This is a genomic window from Fictibacillus halophilus (assembly GCF_016401385.1).
Lineage (GTDB): Bacteria > Bacillota > Bacilli > Bacillales > Fictibacillaceae > Fictibacillus > Fictibacillus halophilus.
The window spans coordinates 2720542-2744413 of sequence record NZ_JAEACF010000001.1 but is presented as its reverse complement, the minus strand read 5'-3'; the positions used below and the strand labels follow the sequence as shown (position 1 = coordinate 2744413).

General features: G+C 36.1%; 22 protein-coding genes and 2 riboswitches. Of the genes, 19 read left to right on the top strand and 3 right to left on the bottom strand.

Annotation, left to right across the window (positions count from 1 at the left end):
• The 6 genes from flgL (at position 1) to I5J82_RS14230 (ending at position 6541) form a co-directional block, all read left to right on the top strand.
• A complete protein-coding gene (flgL, locus tag I5J82_RS14255; RefSeq protein WP_198768386.1) occupies positions 1–879 on the top strand; it encodes a flagellar hook-associated protein FlgL in 879 nt (292 codons plus the stop codon).
• 45 nt (positions 880–924) lie between these two features.
• The gene (locus I5J82_RS14250) at positions 925–1500 is read left to right on the top strand and encodes a DUF6470 family protein (RefSeq protein WP_198768385.1); all 576 of its coding nucleotides are present in this window, start codon (positions 925–927) and stop codon (positions 1498–1500) included.
• Between the two features lie 11 nt (positions 1501–1511).
• Entirely contained in the window at positions 1512–1952 is a 441-nt protein-coding gene (gene fliW, locus I5J82_RS14245) for a flagellar assembly protein FliW (protein WP_198768384.1), read from the top strand.
• Complete coding sequence (csrA, locus tag I5J82_RS14240) at positions 1946–2191, top strand: carbon storage regulator CsrA (RefSeq protein WP_198768383.1); 246 nt, start codon at positions 1946–1948, stop codon at positions 2189–2191. Before fliW ends, csrA begins: the two co-directional genes overlap by 7 nt.
• A 121-nt stretch (positions 2192–2312) precedes the next feature.
• Complete coding sequence (gene hag, locus I5J82_RS14235) at positions 2313–3173, top strand: flagellin Hag (protein ID WP_198768382.1); 861 nt, start codon at positions 2313–2315, stop codon at positions 3171–3173.
• 99 nt (positions 3174–3272) lie between these two features.
• A riboswitch (cyclic di-GMP riboswitch) is annotated at positions 3273–3349 on the top strand.
• Between the two features lie 48 nt (positions 3350–3397).
• Positions 3398–6541, top strand: coding sequence for an IPT/TIG domain-containing protein (locus I5J82_RS14230; RefSeq protein WP_198768381.1), 3144 nt, complete (start codon positions 3398–3400; stop codon positions 6539–6541).
• A 361-nt stretch (positions 6542–6902) separates the two neighbouring features.
• On the opposite strand, the gene I5J82_RS14225 is transcribed toward I5J82_RS14230, so the two are convergent.
• A complete protein-coding gene (locus I5J82_RS14225) occupies positions 6903–8855 on the bottom strand; it encodes an acyltransferase family protein (RefSeq protein ID WP_332873661.1) in 1953 nt (650 codons plus the stop codon).
• A 259-nt stretch (positions 8856–9114) separates the two neighbouring features.
• Between I5J82_RS14225 and flaG the strand changes: the two genes are divergently transcribed.
• Genes flaG through fliT form a run of 4 tightly spaced genes read left to right on the top strand, consistent with a single transcriptional unit; the run spans position 9115 to position 11708 of the window.
• Positions 9115–9453 carry a flagellar protein FlaG gene (flaG, locus tag I5J82_RS14220; RefSeq protein ID WP_332873660.1) on the top strand — a complete coding sequence of 113 codons (339 nt, stop codon included), beginning with the start codon at positions 9115–9117 and terminating at the stop codon, positions 9451–9453.
• Positions 9454–9474: 21 nt separating this feature from the next.
• Entirely contained in the window at positions 9475–10926 is a 1452-nt protein-coding gene (locus tag I5J82_RS14215; RefSeq protein WP_198769027.1) for a flagellar hook-associated protein 2, read from the top strand.
• Positions 10927–10956: 30 nt separating this feature from the next.
• Entirely contained in the window at positions 10957–11358 is a 402-nt protein-coding gene (fliS, locus tag I5J82_RS14210; RefSeq protein WP_198768379.1) for a flagellar export chaperone FliS, read from the top strand.
• On the top strand, positions 11358–11708 hold the full coding sequence (gene fliT, locus I5J82_RS14205; RefSeq protein ID WP_198768378.1) for a flagellar protein FliT: 351 nt from the start codon (positions 11358–11360) through the stop codon (positions 11706–11708). The genes fliS and fliT overlap by 1 nt, the downstream gene beginning before the upstream one ends.
• Positions 11709–11924: 216 nt before the next feature.
• Here the strand turns inward: fliT and fliB are convergent, their stop codons facing one another.
• Positions 11925–13136: a flagellin lysine-N-methylase gene (gene fliB / locus I5J82_RS14200; protein WP_198768377.1), complete on the bottom strand. Its 1212-nt coding sequence runs from the start codon at positions 13134–13136 to the stop codon at positions 11925–11927.
• Between the two features lie 278 nt (positions 13137–13414).
• On the opposite strand from fliB, the gene I5J82_RS20390 reads away from it, so the two are divergent.
• Positions 13415–13579, top strand: coding sequence for a hypothetical protein (locus I5J82_RS20390; protein WP_233096496.1), 165 nt, complete (start codon positions 13415–13417; stop codon positions 13577–13579).
• Entirely contained in the window at positions 13542–13994 is a 453-nt protein-coding gene (locus I5J82_RS14195) for an alpha/beta hydrolase family protein (protein ID WP_233096495.1), read from the top strand. The genes I5J82_RS20390 and I5J82_RS14195 overlap by 38 nt, the downstream gene beginning before the upstream one ends.
• A gap of 488 nt (positions 13995–14482) precedes the next feature.
• Here I5J82_RS14195 and galE read toward each other — a convergent pair whose 3' ends face one another.
• A complete protein-coding gene (galE, locus tag I5J82_RS14190; RefSeq protein WP_198768375.1) occupies positions 14483–15511 on the bottom strand; it encodes a UDP-glucose 4-epimerase GalE in 1029 nt (342 codons plus the stop codon).
• Between the two features lie 258 nt (positions 15512–15769).
• On the opposite strand from galE, the gene I5J82_RS14185 reads away from it, so the two are divergent.
• The 7 genes from I5J82_RS14185 (at position 15770) to I5J82_RS14155 (ending at position 23746) form a co-directional block, all read left to right on the top strand.
• Positions 15770–15916, top strand: a complete 147-nt coding sequence (locus I5J82_RS14185) for a hypothetical protein (RefSeq protein WP_198768374.1) — start codon at positions 15770–15772, stop codon at positions 15914–15916.
• The gene (locus I5J82_RS14180) at positions 15904–17121 is read left to right on the top strand and encodes a hypothetical protein (RefSeq protein ID WP_198768373.1); all 1218 of its coding nucleotides are present in this window, start codon (positions 15904–15906) and stop codon (positions 17119–17121) included. The genes I5J82_RS14185 and I5J82_RS14180 overlap by 13 nt, the downstream gene beginning before the upstream one ends.
• A gap of 1 nt (position 17122) precedes the next feature.
• Positions 17123–18007 (top strand): tetratricopeptide repeat protein, encoded by an 885-nt coding sequence (locus I5J82_RS14175; RefSeq protein WP_198768372.1) that lies wholly within the window; start codon positions 17123–17125, stop codon positions 18005–18007.
• Between the two features lie 6 nt (positions 18008–18013).
• The gene (locus I5J82_RS14170) at positions 18014–19852 is read left to right on the top strand and encodes a DUF2194 domain-containing protein (RefSeq protein WP_198768371.1); all 1839 of its coding nucleotides are present in this window, start codon (positions 18014–18016) and stop codon (positions 19850–19852) included.
• A gap of 1 nt (position 19853) precedes the next feature.
• Positions 19854–21281 carry a GT4 family glycosyltransferase PelF gene (gene pelF / locus I5J82_RS14165; RefSeq protein WP_198768370.1) on the top strand — a complete coding sequence of 476 codons (1428 nt, stop codon included), beginning with the start codon at positions 19854–19856 and terminating at the stop codon, positions 21279–21281.
• Positions 21269–22720, top strand: a complete 1452-nt coding sequence (pelG, locus tag I5J82_RS14160; protein ID WP_198768369.1) for an exopolysaccharide Pel transporter PelG — start codon at positions 21269–21271, stop codon at positions 22718–22720. Before pelF ends, pelG begins: the two co-directional genes overlap by 13 nt.
• Before the next feature lie 60 nt (positions 22721–22780).
• A riboswitch (cyclic di-GMP riboswitch) is annotated at positions 22781–22871 on the top strand.
• Between the two features lie 35 nt (positions 22872–22906).
• Positions 22907–23746, top strand: a complete 840-nt coding sequence (locus tag I5J82_RS14155; RefSeq protein ID WP_198768368.1) for a glycoside hydrolase family 191 protein — start codon at positions 22907–22909, stop codon at positions 23744–23746.
• Positions 23747–23872 lie beyond the last annotated feature (126 nt).

Below are 23872 nucleotides of genomic sequence, written 5' to 3'. Positions count from 1 at the left end.
ATGAGAGTGACACAAAGTATTCTAAGTGGAAACATGTTAAAGAATATCCACCAAAACTATCAAAGGTTAGGTAAAGTTCAAGAACAGCTTTCAACAGGAAAAAAAATCACCAGACCTTCGGATGATCCTGTTATCGCTGTTAAAGGGATGAACTACAGAACAAACCTCACTGAAGTTGAACAATACGAGAGAAATTTAGGAGAAGTTTACAATTGGCTCGAAAATTCTGAAGATGCTTTAGAAAAATCAAGCGATGTCCTTCAAAGAGTCCGTGAACTCGTAGTACAAGCGAGCAATGATACATACGACGAAAAGCAACGCAATTCAATAGCACAAGAAGTATCCCAGTTAAAAGAACAACTATTAAGTATTGCTAATACAAAAGTGGGTGGCAAGTATATTTTTAATGGTACAAACACACAGGAAGAAAGGATTACAAACGGTGTAATCGATTCCTCTAAAACCGGAAAAGCTGTTATGCTTGAAATTTCAAAAGGTATAAACATACAAGCGAATGTTGATCCAGACAAAGTGTTTAATGATGATTTAATTAATACATTAACTTTATTAGTTACTGATTTGCAAGATCCAAATTCAAATAATCAATCTTTTCAAGACGATTTAACTAAGTTAGATCAAACCCTAGATACATTTAATGATGAACGTTCTGAATTAGGTGCTAAATACAATCGTATCGAACTAGTAGAGTATAGATTATCAGAACAAGTTGTCAACACTAAGAAAATGATTTCCGATAATGAAGATATTGATTATGAGAAGGCTATATTGGATTTGAAAATTCAAGAAAGCATTCACCGTGCTGCTCTAGATACGGGAGCTAGAATTATACAGCCAAGTTTAGTGGACTTTCTACGTTAAATAAAAGCTATCTTAATAGATAGCTTTTTTGTTAGGGGGAAAATGATGGACTTCCCATCTTTAAAATTGGAATCAAGATTTGCAAAATTAGGATTAAATAATCTTAAGGGAGAGCAATCCATTGAGCAGCCTCCGGCGGAAATCACGATTGAACAGCCGCATGCGGAATTGTTGATGGAAACCATTAAAGGTAAACTTTCAATAGACCAATCTAAAGCTTGGGAGGATATGGACCTTAAATCAATATTCAAGAGAATTGAAGAGTTTGCTCAGAACGGCTTTCAAGATAATATGGAAGGGATTGCAAGAACGGCCCAACAAGGTGATCAATTAATGAAGATCGAAAATAAAAATAATATGATTGCTATCCAAGCTGAAAGTAACAGCCGTTCAAAAGAATTTGAATTTAACATTGGGTGGGTTCCGTCACATTTCAGTGTTAATATTGCCTACGAAGCAGCTAAGCTTAATATAGATTGGAAGCAAAACACACCTGTAATTAATGTTAAAGTCAATAGACCTAACATTGAATACTATCCTGGAAAAGTTGAAGGGGAAATGCTTCAATATCCAGAATTAAGAATTGAAGTTGTCGGCTTATATGTTAATGCTCAAAAATAGAGGTGGAAATAGTGAAGATAACAACAAAATATATCGGTGAGTTTGAAATTAATAAAGAACAGATTATTTATTTTAATAATGGTTTACCTGGGTTCACAGAAGAAAAAAAGTTTGTTCTTCTACCGTTAAGTGATGATGGAGTATTTTTGTTTTTACAATCTATAACGAACCACTCATTGGCTTTTATAACTACTAATCCGTTTCTATTGGATAAGGAATATGAATTTGAACTTAACGTTGACGATCAAGAAATGTTAAATATTAAAGATAGTAAAGATGTTTTTGTTCAAGTAATCGTTACGCTGAAAGAAACTTTAGAAGAATCTACTGCAAATCTAAAGGCTCCATTAATTATTAATGGAAAATTAGGTAAGCAAGTTATTCTTCATGGAAACTATGATCAGAAACATAAATTCTTTCATTCAGAATTTAGGAGTGAGGAATCATGCTAGTACTTACGAGAAGAAATGATGAATCTATTATAATAGGTAATGATATAGAAATAACAGTTATTGGTATTGAGGGAGATCGAGTCAGAATAGGTATTAAAGCACCATCCAATATTGATATTCATCGAAAGGAAGTCTACCTTTCTATACAAAATGAAAATCAAGAAGCGAACAATTCCATCAATCTACTAAACGAAAAAGAATTAACAAAAAAATTATCAAAAATGATTAAACAAAATTGAAAACAAGTCGATAAATTTTATGAAGGATATGAAGTATAAGGGCGATCGACTTTATACCTCATCTCCAAATTCTTAACCTAATGCAAGGATGCAGAAGGTAACATTCAAGGAGGAACTTATAATGAGAATCAACCACAATATCGCAGCTTTAAACACGCACCGCCAATTATCTTTTAACAACACGAATACTCAAAAATCTTTGGAGAAATTATCTTCAGGTCTACGTATTAACCGCGCTGGTGACGATGCAGCTGGACTTGCTATCTCTGAAAAAATGCGTGGGCAAATTCGTGGTCTTGATCAAGCTCAACGCAACGCTCAAGACGGGATTTCTTTAATTCAAACAGCTGAAGGAGCTCTTAATGAAACACATTCTATCCTTCAACGTATGCGTGAACTTTCTGTTCAAGCAGCTAACGATACAAACGACAATACTGTAGACCGTAAAGCAATTCAATCAGAGTTGGATTCATTAATTGATGAAGTACAACGTATTTCTGATGATACTCAATTTAACGGAAAAAACTTGTTAGATGGAAGTGCAGCTACATTAAAATTCCATGTTGGAGCTAATGCGACACAAAGTATCTCATTTGATATGACTGCAATTGCTTCGGATACTGGATCTTTAAAAATTGATACACTAAAAACAGGCCTAGCAGATGCCTTGGATCCAACTGCAACCGATGCTGTTAACCAAGCTAAAGCGGATGCTAACATCACATTGATTCAAACTGCAATCGATGATGTTTCTACTTTCCGCTCAGGATTAGGAGCTGTTCAAAATCGCTTAGAGCATACAATTAATAACCTAGGAACTGCTTCAGAGAACTTAACTGCTTCTGAATCTCGTATCCGTGATGTTGACATGGCTAAAGAAATGATGGAATTCACGAAGAACAACATCCTTTCTCAAGCTGCACAATCTATGCTAGCTCAAGCTAACCAACAACCACAAGGTGTTCTTCAACTTCTTCGTTAATAACAACATAGACTGACTGTTTAACTAAAAAGTGATCATCAAATTAGGTGATCACTTTTTTTGGGATTTAAATAGTTCTTTTGTAATAGGCTATACAACCTAATAAATTGGCAAACCTTTAGTGATAAAGGGACGCAAAGCCATGGGTCTATTTTAAAGATCGCCAGGTTGCATTTCAAAACAATAGTAGCCAATTGCTATTGTTTTATTTTGGAGGAAAGTATATGGAAAAATTTTTAAAATATTTACTTGCGATCTTATTAGTTCTTACTTCTGTATTACCTGTATTTGATTCTGTGAAAGCAAGTACCAATTATGTAACAGCAAACAGAACATTGGAGAAATCAATTTTAACCACGAATGAAGAGATGGAAGTAACGTTAAATATCCAAGGGACGCCTCCTTTAAATGTCGTAAAACCAAATGATGTTGTACTTGTTATTGATAAATCTGGAAGTATGACAGCAGATAATAGAATTAGTGCTGCTAAAGATGCGGCTAGAGGGTTTATTGATTTAATGGACTTAAAACAACATAAAGTAGGTATAGTGGATTTTAGTGATTCTGCTCAAAAGTACAATCTTAACACTGATGCTGCTTCAACAAAATCCTATATAAATACTATACAAGCTGGTGGAAGTACAAATACTGGGGGAGCTATTACAGAAGCAATTAACATGCTCTCCAGTCATCGTCAAGAAGCTCAACCAGTAATAGTTTTATTAACTGATGGAGCCGCAAATAGCTACGAATATGCAAAACAGCAAGCGCAAGCTGCTAAGGATGCAGGTATAGTGTTCTACACGATTGCATTGTTAGGAGCAAATGATAATCCAGACCAAAGTGGTCCTAACTCTTTACTAAAAGAGATGGCAACAACTTCTCATCATCATCATTTTGTTCTAGGTTCAGCTGGCCTAGCTGATATATATGCTAACATAGTTAAGGAAATTGGAATGGCCAGTGCTTATGATGTAGAAGTAAAAGAAACTGTTTCACCCAATTTTGAAATCGTTCCTGGATCTTATGATAATAATATTCCAAAGCCAACAGTAGTAGGTAATGTACTTACGTGGAATTTTTTAGAATTAAAAAATGACCCATTAACATTTAAATATAAAATCAGACCTAAAAAAGACGCAAAAATAGGTACCATTCCAGTTACAGAACCATTGTCCATAAAATACAAGGATTATACTGGGGCAAACAGAACATACAGTGTATTGGGGAGCTCGGTAACACTTAAACATCCTGCACCTCTTATTACTTCCGTAACAGAAAGTAAAGGGAGTATTGACGGGGGGAATAAAGTCTCAATTAAAGGAGATTTCTTCCGTACTGGTTTAACGGTAAAGTTTAATACTAATCTTGCAAGTGATGTACAGGTTATCAGCCAAAATGAAATAACTGCAACAGCTCCAAGTGGGCTTCAGGGAGCTGCTACTATTTATGTGAGAAATGATGATGGGCAAACCGCTACAAGTCCTTATCATTATTTTGCAAAACCGGTAATATCAAGTATTTCACCTGCAAGCGGACCCTTTCTTGGAGGAAATACTATTATCATAAAAGGTAACTACTTTTTAAACGGGATTAAAATTAAGATTGGTGAACAGTTTGCAACGGTTGACTATAGAAATCCTACAGAAATAAGAGCAGTAGTCCCAGCTGGAATACAAGAAGGGTCAGTAGATGTTTATTTGGAAAACCCAGATGCAACAAATGTAATTGCAGTTAATGGTTATAAGTATGATCCACCCATTAAAGACGAACTCAATATAATTAACGTATCACCAAACCAAGGACTTACAAAAGGTGGAGAATTAGTTTATATAGACGGAAAGAAATTCAAACAAGGTTTAGAAGTCTTTTTTGGAGATAAGAAAGCAAATATTTCAACATATTATTCTGATACAAGAATAAGAGTAGTTGCCCCTGAAAATATTGAGGGTATAGTTCCTATTACAATTAAGAATCCTGATGGAGAATCAGCGGTAATAGCAGATGCTTATACATACAATAAGCCACCATTGTTACCTTCTCCACAGCTTACATCTGTAACGCCTAATTCCGGTTTAGTTACTGGGGGGGATTTAATCATACTAGAAGGAAATAACTTCACTAAAGATATGAAAATTTCCTTTGGATCTTCTGAGACCGAGGTTGATTACTTCTATTCAATTAACAAAGTAAGAGTAAAAGTTCCTGCCACTGTCATACCTGGAACTGTAGATGTTTCTGTTACCTTGCCTGACAATCAAACTGTTACTTTATCAGGTGCCTATACGTATAAAGAACTACCCCCTCCACCCGCACCAGAGGTTACAAATATCAGTCCTAATTCTGGGAAATTATCAGGAGGGGAATTAGTCTATATTGACGGAAAAAACTTTGTCGATGGAGTAAAAGTTTATTTTGGTGAAAATGAAGCAAAAATGAGTGTCTTCTATGGTAGCCAAAGAATAAGGGTTATTGCGCCAGCTAACATAAACAGTGGGAATGTAGAGATTAGAATTGTTAATCCAGATAATCAAGAAGCTAGATTAGCAAATGCTTATACTTATTTAGCACCACCACCACCACCGGCTCCTGAGCTAAAGGCAGTTTCACCAAATAGTGGATTAACCAGCGGTGGAGAATTGGTCTATATTGATGGAGTAAATATAGACAGCAAAGCAACTTTTATGTTTGGCTCTAAAATTGTACCTATTCAAACTTATTATAGTACGAGCAGAGTGAGGGTAACAGCACCTAAATCTGATGGATTCATTGGTTCTGTAGATATAACAGTTACTAACTCAGATGGCCAAACATTTACTTTGCCTCAAAGTTATACGTATAAAGCTGTAGTTCCTAAGATAACAAATGTAACCCCGAATAACGGACAGCTTACAGGCGGAGAATTAGTATATATTGATGGAGAAAATTTCGATTCAAGTCTTACTGTAACAGTAGGAGGAAAAGTCATTACGGATATTACTTATTATTCAAATGCTAGGCTTAGAATAAAAATCCCTGCTGGCGACACTCCAGGGCAAGTTCCAATTATTGTAACGAATCCTGATGGTCAAATAGCAACTTCTACCTATACGTATAATGCTCCACCAGCGAAATCCGCTCCAATCATGACGAAGCTTAGTGCTACTTCAGGGTCAATAAGCGGAGGAAACTTGGTGTATATAGATGGCTCTGGTTTTGAGTTAGGTTTGAAAATTGATGTAGGTGGAATTATAATAGATCCAAATGTATTCTATAATTCCACTAGAATTAGAATTAAGATGCCAGCTTCTTCTGTAGGAATAAAAAATGTTCAAATCATAAATCCTGATGGGCAGGTATCTAATATACTAAATTACGAATACAAATAACTAAAACTTCTAAAAATGACAATGACCTCAGATTTATTCAGGGGTCATTTTTTACTTAAGGATTACTTGTTGGTATATAAGCATTATTTGAGGCTCTTTGAGTGAATGATTAAACATCCAAATGGATGGAATTTATTCCGGAAATGATATGCTCAATCGCATGGTCTTACTCTGTAAAAACACTTTGTAAAGTCCTTCTGATGGATTTTAGAACAATTTTGGATTTAAACCGCGATTTATCAAGTGATATTTCACAAAGTAAATTCACAGCCCCAAACGGAAAAAAATCCAGTTACGGGTGGAGAAGAAAAAGAAGAATAAACAAGAGCCAACTACCTTTCATGGTCGTTGGCTCTTGTTGTTATTCTATATGTTTAATTAAGAAATTTGCATACTCTCTCGCACCAGTGAGCGTTAAATGCACACCATCGCTACCAATATACTCTGGGTGAGATTCACTCTTCGTAAACCAATCCACTACTTCAACATTCTTGTACTCTTGAGCAACATCAGTAATCGTCTCATTCACTTCCCGCTGCCAAGGCTTTGGAACACGTGCAGTAATCATATAAATATCTCGATCACCAATTAACTCAATCAAGTTATGCATTCTCTTTTCAGATAGAGGCCCGTTCGCTCCAAGCTCGATCACAACAATCTCACCTAAACTGCCAGAGCTTTTCTTCTGCTGAACGAGATCTTCTGCTTCTCTAAACTGACGTCCGATTTTTGCATCCACATCAGCATTAGGAAATACTTCCTCTATATGAGGTGTTACATCAATCATAACAGAGTCGCCGATGACAGAGAGTGAGCGTGTATCTTGAACAGGTTGTTTCTCTTCATCTTCTTTATCATTAGATGTTGGTTCTTCAGATGGTTTTTCTTTAGGCTCTTCGGCCGGTTTTTCGTCCTTATCAGCACCATCAGACTTCGGTTCTGGTCTCACCGTATTCTCTGGCGGTGGCTCTTCATTTCCAACTTTGTCTTGTATAGCAGAGATAACTTTACCTTTACTTAACGCTACTGAAGTTGTGGTGAAGCCGATTGCAGATACGCACATGAAAAGACCTAAAATACAAGCTGTTAACACAAACTTACCGATAAACGACCGCTCACGTTTCCATTCTCCACGTTTCACCACTCGACAGAATCTCGATAACGCACCTTTACGGATCGGGTTCTCGATGTATTTCCAAGACAGGTTAGCTAGAACTAAGATCAGTACAATTTGAAATGTTGTTCTAAATAAGCTTGGCGCATCTGCTCCCCATTGAGGGCTCGTCAGAACAATCACAGGGAAATGCCACAGATAGATACCATACGAACGAACTCCGACCCAGCGTAACGGTTTAAAGCTCAACCACGTATTGAGTCGGCTGGATGGGTGAACCATTACGGCTACTACTAGCAAAGCGGCAACGGATATCGCGACCATTCCACCTTGGTAGAGGAAGTCTTGATATTGGTCTGTGCTCCCGAACATGTAAAAGATAAAAGCGAGTGCGAATAGTCCGACAAAGTCTAGTTTCCAACGAATTTCAGGTGGTAGAGTACTAGACAGTTTACGGCTCGGCCATATGACAGCAAGACTGGCTCCTAGTAAAAGGGAGAACACGCGCGTATCTGTCCCGTAATAGATGCGGCTCGGATCTGCACCTGGTTCGTACAAAAGTGTCATCGCTGCTGCTGAAATAAGAGCACCTGCTAGCATCATAGAAAACAGGGAACCTTCACGAACCTTCATCTTTAATAGAACGATAATGACCAATGGCCATAGGATATAAAATTGTTCTTCCACCGCTAAACTCCAAAAGTGAGTGAGTAGGGAAGGGGGTCCGAAGCTTTCGAAATACGAAAGATCTTGGAATATATACCACCAGTTGCTCACATAAAAAATCGCTGCAACGGTATCTTCTTCAAGTTTTTCAAGCATGGATGGCTCGAACAAGGTTACGTATGTGACGACGACGAGAAGCATCGTAAACATGGCTGGCAATAACCTTCGGGCTCGGCGGATCCAGAAGTTTTTAAAGTTAATAGTGTTTGTAGTTACATATTCCGTGATTAATAGATCGGTTATTAGATATCCTGATAAAACAAAAAAGACAGTAACCCCTAGTAATCCGCCTGCTGCCCATTCAAAGTTCAAATGATAGGCGATAACTGCGAGTACGGCGATGGCTCTGAGTCCATCGAGGCCGGTTATGTATCTGTTCTTATGTAGAGGTTGTTCCATGGCTTTCGTTTGCTTAACGGTTGAGTTAGGCTGTTGGCTGCGTTTTCGTTGTTGCTTCGATTGTCGGTGTTTCATTACTGCCAGAATCCTCTCGTTTTCAATTTTTCATTTTTTAGAGTATGTATTGCTATATGTAAATGCCGCAGACATTATTGGTCATTTTTCTACATTTTTTATGTTCCTAAGCAACTATTTTACAATAAATAATTAGAAGATTGAGTAGTTTCATAGAATTGTAATAAAATTTTTTTCTGAACTTCTTTCTTTACTCTTCCTCAACAATTTTTTGAAGAATCCGATATAAATTTTAGAGAAAATAAAAGGGGCGATGAAGGTGGAACTGCAATCAATTAGTTCTCCTGTATTTCAAAAGTCTGAGCCTGTGCTTAAAAGCCAAAACCAACCAGAACAAACGACTCAAGCCGAAGCTTCAGTACAGAGTAAACCAACGAAAGAATCAATAGAAAAAGTGATTGATGCGATGAACGATATGTTAAAACCGGCACACACTTCTTCAAAATTTGTACTTCACGAAAAGTTAAACGATTATTACGTTCAGGTCGTGGATGAAGTAACACAAGAGGTGCTCAAGGAGATTCCAAACAAAAAGTTCCTTGATATGTATGCGGATATGATTGATTTTATGGGTATTTTTGTAGATAAAAAAATTTAGGGACGGTGATGAACCGTGAGTATGAGAATTGGCGGATTAGCCAGCGGTATGGATATCGATACACTAGTCAAAGATTTGATGAAAGCAGAAAGAATACCTTTAGATAAACTTTCACAAAAAAAGACAACCTTAGAGTGGCAACGAGATGATTATCGTTCAATGAATAAACTATTAAGTGATCTGGATAATCTAATCTTTGAAACCATTGGAAGACCAAGTAATTTCTCTAAAAAGAGTGTAACTAGCTCTAATCCTAATGCAGTTTCTGCTAGTGCTAACGGAACAGCTATAAATACAACTATTAATATGGAAGTTATGGAAACGGCTAAGCCTGCAACATGGGTGGATACTTCTAAAAGCGTATCGAGTACTTATATTTCGAGCCAAGATAGAACTCTTTCATTTGAAATTATGAATGGAAGTGGAGTGAGTGAAGGTATTAAAACAATAAACATAAAAGCTGGTGATAATCTTACTTCTATCTCAGCTGCATTTAATAATTCAGGTCTTGGAGTTTCAGCATTTTATGACTCACAAAAACAACAATTTGTATTAACAAAAAAGGATTCTGGTTCACAATCTTCAATTAAGGTGCAAGATTCTATCACTGCTGAATTCATGGGAGAATTAGGTTTTCAAAATTCAATTGGTGAATTATCAGGTAAAACTGCAGGTTTAGATGCAAAGTTTACAATTAACGGATATGAGACTACTCGATCGACCAATACATTTTCAATAAATGGAATTAATTATAACTTACTACAAAAGGGTACTTCAAACCTTACTGTGGGAGACGATACTAATGCGACAGTAGAATCTATTAGAACCTTTGTTAATAAGTATAATGAAACTATTGATGCCATTAATAAGAAAATTGGTGAAGCAAAATACAGAGACTATACTCCACTAACTAGCGAACAAAGAAAAGACCTTTCTGAAAAAGAAGCTGAAATGTGGGACGAAAAAGCTAAGAGCGGTTTACTCAGAAATGACTCTTCACTGTCAAATGGATTAAACTCAATGCGACAAATTTTATATAATAACATTAATACAGGTGATTCAAAGTATGATCTACTTTCTGAAATTGGGATTGGTACCTCAAAAAATTATTTAAACAAGGGCAAACTTGAAATTGATGAAAATAAACTGCGAAATGCACTTTCGGAGAAACCTGAAGCAGTAATGAAGCTCTTTAATGGAAATGGTACAGAAGTGGGTATAGTCCAGAAGCTACGTGAATCGATAAAATCTACTATCGTGAAAATTGAATCTAAAGCGGGTAATGAATTTCGAAACAACAGTTCCCTGGCGCGTGAGTTAGAAGCAGTCAACAAACGAATTTTTACTTTTGAAGACCGGTTAGTTCAAGTAGAGAATCGCTATTGGCGTCAATTTCAAGCCATGGAGGCTGCGGTGCAACGTTCCAATCAGCAGGGAGCTTATTTAATGCAGCAGTTTGGCGGCGGACAGTAATTTTAAACCAAAAAGGAGTGTTACCTTTACATGTCCATACTTAACGCAAACAAGGCGTATCAAAATAACTCAGTTCAAACGGCGTCTCCCGGCGAGTTGACGCTCATGCTCTATAACGGATGTTTAAAGTTTATCGGTCTCGCGCGAACGGGGATCGAGCTTAAGAATACAGAACAAAAGAATACGAACCTATTAAAAGCGCAAAAGATCATTCAAGAGTTGATGGTCACGCTGAACATGGAGCTTGAAGTATCAAAGTCATTGATGACGATGTACGATTATATCCACCGTCGTCTGATTGAGGCAAACATTCAAAATGACGTGAAAATCTTGGATGAAGTGGAAGACTATGTGCTGGATTTCCGCAATACGTGGAAAGAAGTGATTCAGATCAACCGCCGCATGCAGCATGGCGAAACAGGGCGCGTGTAATGCCTGCGGTAAAAATTCTGCTTGAGATCACGAAGAATTTATACGATCATGTGAGCTCAGGTTTGCCTAAGGAAGAGCGCGAATCGTATATCGAGCGGTTAAATGAATTGCTCGATCAACGTCAGGCGACAATAAAGAACCTACCTGGAACGTATTCGGAAGACGAAAAGCGTATGGGGCGTTTAATCGTAAAGATTAATGAGACGATCGATCCACTGTTAGCACGACAGTTCGAAGAGATTAAGCACAATCTCTCAACAATGAAAAAAAAGAAAGAAAAAAACACCCACTATGCGAACCCGTATCAGGCAGTTTCAGTGGATGGGATGTATTTTGATAAGAAGAATTAAAGTAGTTTTGTAATTTCTGATAGTAGAAAAAAAGGTATTTAGAAGAGTCAAGAGTTAATAGCTTGCAGACATATCCGTCAGCAAGCTATTTTTTTGTACATATTCAATTAAAAAATGAAATAAACAAAATTTTTTAAGTAATAGAGTTCTTAAACACTAAATAAATATAAGTATAAAGGTATCAATAAATTTTATTTTTCACGTGAATATATACAGTTAGTTTTTAACTAGAATTGTCATATAGGGTAAATTTACATAATTATTGTTTTTAAGCATTTTAAGTATTTGTTGAAGGTATATATTATTATGTTCAACAGTTTTAGAAAATGTCTGAATAACAGCAACAATGATTTCATAATTCAATGATTTATAATATCCAGAAATACCAATCAAATGAGTTTTAATCAATGAAAAATGAACAACTAGCATAACGTACTCTTCAAAAACATTTGTATAATTACCGAATGGAAATAGATTCTTAAAAACATAATTTACTAAATAATTTTCTAGTATATATTCATTATTAGCCATAAAAGGCAAATAGTAATTATTATATATATCTTTATAATTATTTGATAACTCTTCTACACTGATACTTTCTGAGTAACCTAAACCTAACAACATCTCTCTAAAACACTTTAAATATCTCTCGCTTGATACTCCAGATGTTATCCGTTTATTTATAATTTCATAAAGAATATCTAATTGAACTGTTAAATCTGATGAAATTTCAGTAAGATTTAGTTGCTTATTTGACATTAATTCTTTAAATAGTTGTATGGTGTTTGGTATATTACTTAATTCTTTATTATCTATTATCTCATTCAATTTTTTATAAAATAGCCCAAGTATTATAAGTCTATTGGAGATGTCAAGATCTCTGTTTTGTAAGATTTCAATTGTAAATATCCTTAGATCCCAAAAATATTTTTTTGGATTTGTAACATCACTTTTTGAATCAATTTTATTATTATAACTAAGTACTTTTTCAGAATTATGTATTTCATCAAATTCTATTCCTTTTGGATTTAATAATACAAGTCTTGCAATTTCAGGACAAGAAACGGTCGCAGATTTTTCAAAAGAATCATCAACTTTATTAACAGTTCTTGGGTAGGAGGAACAAGTATGAGAAAGGAAATCCTCACCATACTTCACCTGGATTCCGCATAGCCCATCATCAGTTAAAAGTTTACATTCATTTTTCTCACCCAACTGTAACTCTGCATAAGCATGCTCAGTAATATTCTTGCGCACTCTTTTAACATTTTTTTTAATAGCCTGGTCACCTTTTATATTTTGATATTTTTTGTAAGTTTTTCGGTCTATGGTAACTCGCCAACCTGCACAACAAGTATCTTCACAGCTTCCACCAATGCATGTAAACTGACTAAAATATTGTGGCGAAAGAACTTTGTTAGAATTCACAATTATTTTCTCCTTTGAAAACTTCGTTTTTTCTAATATCGGTCGTTAATGATATTTTTATATAAGTAATTCCTACTGATATCTCTAAATTCATATAAATTGTTACTACAAATGTATTTGGAGATTTAAGGGTTTTTTTATTATTTTGTAAATTAGAAAAAATACTCTTTAAGGTAGGTGAAGAGAAAATATCTTTTTAAAATCTTCCACTAAACAGATCTTTTTTAAAATATTCATCTTCTATATAGTAAGAATTCGTCTAAGGAGGGGCAGCCAAAATGATAGCAGGCATACAACTAGTTTATAATCTTTTCAAAATCCAAAATAAATTTGAAGACTTACCGAACAACATTCAGCAAGTTGGAACAGAAGAAAAAAGGAGCAAGGGGGTCATCATCGCTGTTCTTGATACGGGTTGCTCAATTCACCATCATGATCAATAAAAAGGATATCGTCCTGGTAGGTAGCTCTATGGGAGGATTTATTGCAAACGGCATTTTTGCTCGCCAATCAAAGATATTAGGGTTAGCTAATATTAATGGCTCTGGTTCATTTGTTCTATCCGAGCGCCTTTTTAGAAAAAAGGATGATCTAGGAGATCTTCCTTTAGCATATTTGGAGGTGTTACGTGAATATGACCCCGTTGATAGAACGAATTTTAAGTCTCCTGTACTTATGCTTCACGGAGATAGTGATACAGTTATAGCCATTGAGGGTCAACAAGATTATTACCGACATCTAAAAGAGGTTGAGAAAAGAAGTAATGTAGAACTCAAGATTTATAAGAATGTAAACCATCAGTTCACTCCGGAAATGGTAAGTGACTTAAAAGCTTGGTTAGGTTTACTGCCGTATTGAATTTTCTATATCTAGCATTGTTTGCTTTCCTTATGTAAGAAAGAATAAACACATTAATCAAGAAGAAGAGCAAACTTCAGTCAGAAGATTGCTCTCTTTATAAGGTTTAATTTTTAAAATAGAAAGTTGTAAAAATTAAACTTTTTTATTAATTGGGTTTATTCATTTTGGTTTGTTGCTTTCTTGAGATTCTCCACGTATGCATCTTCTATCAAATCATCTTCGTAATAAAATACATAAAATTCTACTTTTAGGTCTTTGGAGACTACCTTTAAGTTTGTAATGCCACTCTCACCTCTTACATCGTAGGAAAGTATGTTAAATTCATATTCATATTTTTGTTCTAGATAACTTTTAACGACAGCTTTTACCCTTTTTTTCTTCTCCTTTTCCTCCATTTGTAAATAAGATCAGAACAAAAGCAATAAAAAATAACAAGATAGTAATGCCTACAGCTTTAACAAACCCATTCACCTCTCAGAGATTACCTATTTTATATAACTAGGAGAGCGAGAAATGTCCACGCGCTTCTGCTGCCAGTTCCATACATCTCGTAGCATTTCTTCTAGTCCTTTTTCGGCAAACCATCCGAGCTCTTGTCTTGCTTTTGTTGTATCTGCATAACTGACTGCAACATCTCCAGGACGACGATCGATTACTTCATACGGAATGTATACACCTGTTACTTTTTCAAATGTTCGTATGACGTCCATTACGCTAAATCCTTTGCCCGTTCCCAAGTTATAAGTATGCACACCATTATTCGTCAGCACTTTATCTAGTGCTTTTAGATGGCCGCTTGCCAAGTCTTCCACATGAATATAATCTCTTACACCTGTACCGTCACTTGTATCATAGTCGTTACCGAAAATGCGAAGTTTACTAAGTTTTCTTGCCGCAACCTGTGTGAGGTAAGGCACTAAATTGTTTGGGTGATCACTTGGTTTCTCACCGATCAACCCGCTTGGATGAGCACCGACGGGATTAAAATAACGAAGAAGAGCTACACTCCACTCATGATCAGATTCGTGTAGATCTTTTAAAACTTGTTCTAGCATTAATTTCGTCCGGCCATAAGGATTTGTTGCACCTAGTGGCGTATCTTCCATCAATGGTTTATTTTGGCCTGTTCCGTAGACCGTAGCGGATGAACTAAATACGATTTTCTTTACACCATGAAACTTCATCACTTCACATAAAATTAAGGTGCTCGTAATATTGTTATGATAATACTGAAGAGGTTTTAAAATCGATTCCCCTACCGCCTTAAGTCCTGCAAAATGAATAACGGCATCGATGTTGTTCTCACAAAAGACATTCTGAACCTTTTCTTTATCTAACAAATCTATGTTATAAAACTTGATGGATACCCCGGTAATGCTATGTAAAGAGTTCAATACTTCTGGGTCACTGTTTATAAAATTATCAATGATGATTACATCAAGGCCTGACTGAATTAATTGAACAACTGTATGACTGCCAATAAAACCCGCACCACCTGTGACTAAAATAGCCATTTCGTTCCTCCTCATGTATCTTTAAAATCTGTTTTCGTATCCCAATGTTCTAGCATTCGAAATATCAATTATTTATCTATTTTAGCATATATAGGGAATATTTAGGGCGGTTCATCATCCCTTTTTCCTAATATAATAACAACTACGACCATTTTTATTGGTACTAAATCCCATAAACGTGTTATCCTACTTAAGGAAAACTATTAACTTTGACTATATACATACGATATAAAAGTAAAAGATAAATGAGGAGTAGTAATGAAACGTGACATACGATTATTCGTGCAAGTAAGTAACATCCTATCTATATGGATTGTATTAGAAAAAATGATGAAGATGGCGATTCCTAAAAAGAGAGAGAACCGTCCCTTTGCCTTTAGGAGTAGCAGAATATGTATAAAATAAATAAAAAATGGATAAAGTGGTCGGAACTATTCGTTATATCCATCATCCTTTTCATCATAGAATTTTATGTTTTTTCGTTTGCTGAGTTATCTGGAAGTCCCTATGTGATTATCGTGCTCTTAATTGGTATAAGGTATGGGATTCTTTACGGGTTGGTCATAACAGGGGTTATATTAACTTTACATATCATGAATGTTTGGAGCAGTAACGAAGATGTTTACTCTTTTATCTTCTTTGGGAATTTCTCTATCTCTGCCATCATCTATCTATTAACCGCTTATATTAGTGGCATTTACTCTACTAGATACAGAGAGAGGTATGAGGATAAGGAGTCGGAGAGAGAAGAGCTTCAAGTGCAGCTTGAACAAGCTGTTACGACCTTATACACAGTGAACGAAACAAACGATGTTTTAGAGAAAAAAATTCTTGCTTCAGAAATGACAATGATTAACGTTTATAAGATGCTGCAAGCACTAGATCAAGATCATATTGAGATGTTCATTAATGAGGTGGCTAAAACGCTTGAGACTTATTACGGTGCAAAGACGCTCGGAATCTACCATGTCGATCAGAGTTTAAGAGCTTTGCGTATAAAGGTGAGAAAGGGATCGGGGAAACTTTTACCTCAAACGATATTTATTGATTCAGCACCAATGTTCTATGAACGATTGATTCAAGACGAAAGCATTACGGTTCGGCGTATAACAGATGAAGAGAATGCACCCTTGTTAGCAGCTCCAATAAAAATCAATAATCAAATTAGACAGATTATTGTTATACAGGAGCTAGACCTTGCTCGGTTAAGCAATGAAGGTCTTTCTATGTTACATATGTTGATAGAAATCATATCGGAACAATTAACAAAGACTTGGCATAAGTCTGAAAAACAAGAACAACAGCAATACTATCAACATACGAAAGTGTTTAAACCTTCCTCTTTTAAAGAACGAATTAAAATTGAGAAAGCGAGATTAGTGGAATTTCATGTTCCCTATTGTTATGTCTACTTTAAAACTGATCCATTAAACCTTCCTGTTCTGCAGCGTTTAGAAACAATACTAAGAAAGTATTTAAGAGAAGTTGACTTAATCTCCTATAATCCCAGATCAAGCCATTTAATTATTCTATTGCCCGGAACGTCTAAAGAAAATGTAAAGGTCATTGAGGACAGATTAAAAGAAGTGGTGTTGGGGGTTCTGAACTGATATGATGAACTATTTTTTTATCCTTTATGTGATAAACAGTCTTCTTGTTTTAATCATAAATAAGTTGCTTCAAAAAAGGAGTGACCACACAGAAAGGAACATAGAGTATTTTTGGCTGTTGGCTATTAGTTTCGTCATTCCTATACTAGGAGCATTAGGAGTTTGGTTGGTCATAAAGCTCTCAGATCGAAAGGGGAAAGAAAAACGGTATATTCATCATGAACGTTTTTATGTAAACAATTTTAACGAAATCGGGCTACTCTCGTTAAAAAGAAGAGAATCTATTCCCTTTTTTGCTGGAGTGCAAACGGTTGATGATATCGGAAAAGACTTAGTCGTCCGGTTAATGGAGAACAAAATACCTGAACAAGGACGCTATTTAAAAGCAGCGGTCGTGCAACAAAATAGAGAAACTGCTCATTATGCAGCTACTGCACTAAATCTGTTAAATAAACGATATGAAACAATCATTCATAAGATGCTCAGTGAGACTAGCAGTTTACAAGGTTACAAAAATATTTTGTATGTGTATAAAGAATACCTTACGAGTGATATTGTTTCTGATACGTTGCTGAAAGAAAAAAAGGACGTCTATGAAAACCTCTTAAGAGAGGCTATTAAGCATTATCCAAGAGAGACTTTGTTTTATGAACAATTAGCACTGTACTACTGGGAAAACAGTAAAAAAAATCAGGCTGTTTCCTTGTCTGAAAAGGTTATCTCTGACTTTCCAAATTCGACTGAATGCTACTTCATTCTGCTCAACAATTATTATGTCACTCATGAAAAGATTAAATTGAATACCGTTTTAACAAAAATCGAGAACCACTACTCAGCAAAAATTCCAGTGAGGCTACAGTCAGTAGTAGATCTAATAAAGGGATGAAAAAAGATGAAAGATACCAATAAAGTTGTTTGGTCAGTTATGCTGATCACCGTACTATGTATAATCGTTGTACAAGTTTCCAGAATCGGAGAGGTTCACTGGCTTTTTTCGCAACAAGAGATAAAGACGAAGAAACAAGAATTTCTTCCTACTGCATCGGCGGCTGGTAAAGGCGATCATCTTAACATTCTCGTGTTAGGTAACGACGAATCATTTAAGAACAATCCCTCCAAACTCCACCTCGAAAAATCACTCGAACTTGCTAAATTGTCTTACACCTACATTGATTCTTTAGAACAAGTCACGGTTTCTCCCTATACGATCGTTGTTATTCTAGACGAAAAAATAGCAATAGCAGAAGAAAATAATATTCGGAATTTTGTTAATGATGGGGGAAGGCTATTCGTAGGACTACGTTTTTTTCATCCTGGCTTAAATGATGTAATGGGGATTGAACAGGTTAACGGGTATCATAAAGATGATTTGAACGGGATTACGTTTACTAAGTCATTTGCTCCTATATATCCTAATATTGAAGATAAAGAAGGTAAGATCCCGAATAATTCTCTTGATCTTACCCTACAGAAAGACAGTGAAGTTTATGTGGAAAGCCAAGGAACACCTATACTTTGGTACCATTCCTACGGAAAAGGTAAAGTAGCGTATTGGAATGGTACAATGCTTCAAGGAAAGGGATCGAGAGGTTTGTTGTTACAATCATTGTCACTACTGCCTCCAAGGTTTGTTTCTGGCAGACTTGAAATGAGTGTCTTTTTTATTGACGATTTCCCTTCTCCATTTCCTGACGGTGATCATGAAAATATTTCTCCTATCTTTGATCGGAGTGTGAGTTCTTTTTATAAGAACATCTGGTGGCCGGATATGAAGGATTTACAGAGAAAATACGATTTAAAATATACACATGCTTTCATCGGGACGTATCGAGCTGATCAGACGATGAACACCGAACAGTTAATTAAACAAAACCAAGCAAAATTCTTATTTTACGGCCGAGATGCAATACAAAATGGAGATGAGTTAAGTCTGCATGGATATAATCATCAATCTCTCGTGACTGAGAGCGAACCAATTGATGAAGAGTTTGAATACATCCCTTGGAAAGATCAGGAACAGATGGAGAACGCAACATCACAAGTCACGAAGATGCATGAGCACTTATTTCCTAATTATACGCTTAGAACCTATGTACCTCCTTCAAATGTTATTAATACAACTGGACTTAAAGCATTGAAGAGAAGTGCACCTTCTATTGATACAATCTCTTCTTTATATCTAGGCGGTACTGAACAAGGTTCCTACATTCAAGAATTTGGTTACGATGAGAACAACTCAGGTTATTTTCATCTACCTCGTGTATCCAGTGGATATGTTCCTGATAGGTATGAGCAATTTTCATATGCAGACGCGCTAGCTAATGCTGGAATCCTATCACACTTTATTCACCCAGACGATTTGTTGGATTCCTATCGAAATAAAGGGTACAAATGGCCATACTTAAATGTTGAACTGGATCGTCATCTGAAGAAGATTTATGAAACCTATCCTTTTTTAAAAGGGGTAACAGCACAAGAAGCAAAGCAGTTATACACGGGTTATAGCCAATCTAAAATGAAGGTGAACTACCGAGAGAACCATATTCTTCTTTATGGTGAAAATTTAGTGTCACCGAGTGTTTTTCTAATCCGACTCAATGACAATGAAACATTGGAAACCGGTGCTTTTGATGGGTACAACGTTGCAAACATAAAGGGGATTAGAGGACTATATACGATTGAAACTTATAAAGGTAAAACGGTAGTCCCTATTAAAAGAGGTGAGGTATAAGGTGAAAATAGCAATCGTTGCCGAGGGTAGTTACCCCTTTGTTAGTGGAGGGGTTTCTTCGTGGATACATACTCTTATTACTAAAATGCCTGAGTTTGATTTCACCATTATCTCTATTATGCCAAGTGGATCCCGAACGACGAAAGAAGACTGGAGATACGAACTTCCTGTTAACGCAAAGTCAGTTAAAGTCTATAAGTTGGAAGTAGAAGAACAACGACCGATATGTCCCCGTTTAACGGATGAAAACAGAGAAGATCTACTTTCCTTCTTTATGTCCAAAGATACTTCCGGAAAAGCTATGCGTTTCATAGGTGATACAAGTATCATGGGCAATCCATCTGGATTTTTTAGAAGTCATGAATTCTGGGAAATTGTTCAGACCTGTTATAAAGAAGAAAAACTACAAAGTTCTTTTATTGATTATTTCTGGATGATTCGCAATAAATATGAGCCAATTCTTCATCTTCTTCAAAGCGAATTTGAGGAATATGACCTTTTGCATACAGCATCTACTGGGTATGCGGGAGTTTTGGGAGCTTATCTTTCAGCAAAACAAGAAATTCCTCTACTTGTTACTGAACATGGGATCTACTCTCGAGAACGAGAAGAGGAAATTTTAAAGTCAGATTGGATACCTATGATTTATAAAAGCAGATGGATTCAATTTTTTTATTTTCTAAGTCAACTCGCGTACCATCGTGCCGAACAGTTAATTACGCTTTTCCATAAGAATGCAAAGATTCAAGAGCGTTTGGGAGCACCGAAATCTAAGCAGCTCGTTATTGCAAACGGGGTGACTCTATCTGATTACTCATTAAAAAGGAAGCATTTTTCGGATGAAAATCCGATGCAGTTAGGGGCCATTGTAAGAGTAGTCCCGATAAAAGATATCATAACCATGATTTACGCCGCCGATATGTTACGAAAACGGAATATTCCTTTTCACTTACATATATTTGGCCCCTTAGATGAGGATAAAGAATATGTTAGCGAATGCGAAAACTTATTAAACGAACTAGGTTTAAAGCAATGTATTACATTTACAGGTAAAGTCAATGTGCAATCGAAGTTAATGGAAATGGATGTATTATTGTTAACAAGCATTTCAGAAGGGCAGCCTTTAGCCATTTTAGAAGGTTTAGCGGCTGGTATTCCATTTGTTAGTACAAATGTTGGAGATTGTGAAGAACTGATAACAGGTGGTGCCATCGATTTATTCGGACCAGCAGGTTTCATTGTTCCTCCGGTAAATCCTAGAAAAGTGGCAGAAAGTATAGAAAAGTATGTAGAAGAACCATCACTAATCGAACTTCATGGCAGAAACGGTTTCAATCGAGTCAAGCATCGATATCAGCTCAGTGAAGTCATTGAGAGATATCGTTCTCTTTATAAGGAAGTAGGTCACGAAAAACAATGGCAGGAATAGGCTTTCAACTTCATAAGATGTTTCAAGAAGATTACTTTTCAAGTAGAGCAAAGGCATATGGATTTACTATCCTATTAACTTCAGGACCTTGGTTGATCACCATTGTGATCCTCACTCTTTTGCAATGGGGGATGCAGCATTACGATATAGATCGTCGTACAAGAGAATTGTTTGTCGTGTCCATCTCCTACACGTTTATTTTTTCACAAGTGATCTATTTTTCCCTTCAACTCTTAGTTACGAGGTATATAGCAGATCTGTTCTATTCGGGAAAAATTGAAGATGTGGCTTCAACAAGTATAGGGTTGGCAAAAGTGACATGTGGTTTAGCACTATTGTTATGGCTACCCTTTGCTATGCTAAGCCCTATACCATTTTGGTACGACTGGATTGTCTTAATATTGTTTCTGATCATGAACCTCATTTGGGTACTGTTTTTATACAGCACGGCAACAAAAGAATATATGAATATTGTGTATGCCTTTTTCTTCGGAGGATCCTTAACAATCGTTGGCTTTTGGGTGTTACCCATCGGAGAGTTTGTCCGTTCTCTTCCCGTTATTAAAGGAGCGGCTGTTATGCTATTTGTTTTTACATTGGGGATGCTCGTAACACTTCTTTGGCTTCTTTATCATCTACTAACCAGCTTTCCAGACCGACCTATAGGTAACCAATGGGGATTTATCAAATATACCTACAAATACCCTGACTTACTTTTCACAGGTATCTTTTATAGTTTGGGACTTTGGGTAAGTAACTGGATAATTTGGTTTGGTGAAGGATCTGTGATTGTTCAAGAGACTTTCCGTTATCACCCTGATTATGACACAGCTCTTTTTTGGTCGTTTTTAACCATCATCCCTACGATGATGACATTTGTAATCTCGATTGAAACAAGGTTCTATAAAAAATATTGGACGTTTTATGGATTTATAAATGAAGGCGGCAATTTAGCTCAAATACAAGAGAGTAAGAAAATAATGATCAGAGTACTAAAAGAAGAAGTGATTCGCCTTATCAGAACGCAAGGGTTATTTACACTGCTTGTCCTTCTATTACTGCCGAGGTTTGTTACGTGGTTCGAATGGAAAGCGGACTTCTTTGATTTAATGCCGATTACATTAGTAGCGGTCTTTTCAATCAGTCTTGTATTAACACTTTCCCTTCTGCATCTATATTTTGATGACCGAAGAGGAGCGTATGTAACAACTTTCATATTCTTTATCGTAACCTCTATACTTACTCTTATGTTGCTGCCGCTCGGGTTTGATTGGTACGGAGTAGGAGTAGCTGTGGGAGCTGCGTGTTCTTTTACATACGGAGGACTTCGACTAATATCATATGTAGCAGAAGCTGATTTTTATATCTTTACAAAAAGAGATCCAAAACACTATCAGAATTCTTTAGAAAAAATTATTTCTAATTTTTCTAAAAATTAGACGGATAGCTATTGTTTTCTGAATTCAAAACCTATAAGATGGAAATAATTAATTTAATACTGTGGTGATGGGCAAACTTGGTGAAAGCCAAGGACGCAAAGATATGGGTCTTCGATTCTAAAAATAGGATAAAGATTGCCAGTCCGCGAAACCAACCCATCCCTCGTATAAATCGGGGGAATTTTTATGAAAAAGTGGTTATTAATCATGGCAATTTTTACTTTGGGATTTTTATCATTATCTCCTAAACACAGTTTTGCTCAAGAGGGACAAAGTACTTTGCAACAGGTTAAAAATTACAAAATTTATTACTCGGCACCAACAGATCGTATACTAAAGAAGTTAAAAGAATATGATTTAGTTGTGATTGAACCACAGTTATACAGTAAAGAGCAAGTTCAATATCTGCAAGAAAACGGTACGATCGTTCTTGGTTATATTAGCGTTATGGAAACACCAACGTGGAACGAACTAAGGTCTGAGCTTCTAGCTGAGCATGACTATTTTAAAAGAAATGGTGCTAAAGTTCATTATGAGCAATGGGATTCTTATCTGATGGATATTGCAAGTAATCACTATCACCAAGTTCTCATAGATGAAATGGAAAGACAAGTTTCTTCTAAAGGAATGGACGGCGTTTTTTTTGATACCGTTGGAAACATTGACAACGAACATTTGGAACAAAACGCAGTCATATATAAAAACCAACTAGATGGACTTCTTGCTTTCTTAGATAAAAGCCATCAAAATTTCCCGAATCTCTTAATGGTACAAAACTGGGGGATGGAGACCATTCAGCATACGCATAAATACATGGATGGTTTCATGTGGGAAGGTTTTGATTATAGTGAAGTTTCAAAAGATGAGTGGGCTCAAGTTCAGATTGAGAAGCTTAAAAAAATTCAACAATTGGGTAAAACTCAAGTCTTGACGGTTTCTACGAAAACAGAACATAAAAGTAAAAATTATGCGAAGAAATTTAACTTTTTGCATTACCATGATAAGAAGTCTTATGATGTATTTTAATTGAACAGGAAGCAAGGGGACGGTTCCCCTTGCTTCCTGTTCTTGTTATAAAATCGAAAACCCTAGGCTAGGCCTAGGGTTCCAAAAAGCTTACAGCGTGGCATTTAAAAAACTCTTCCGGGCGCT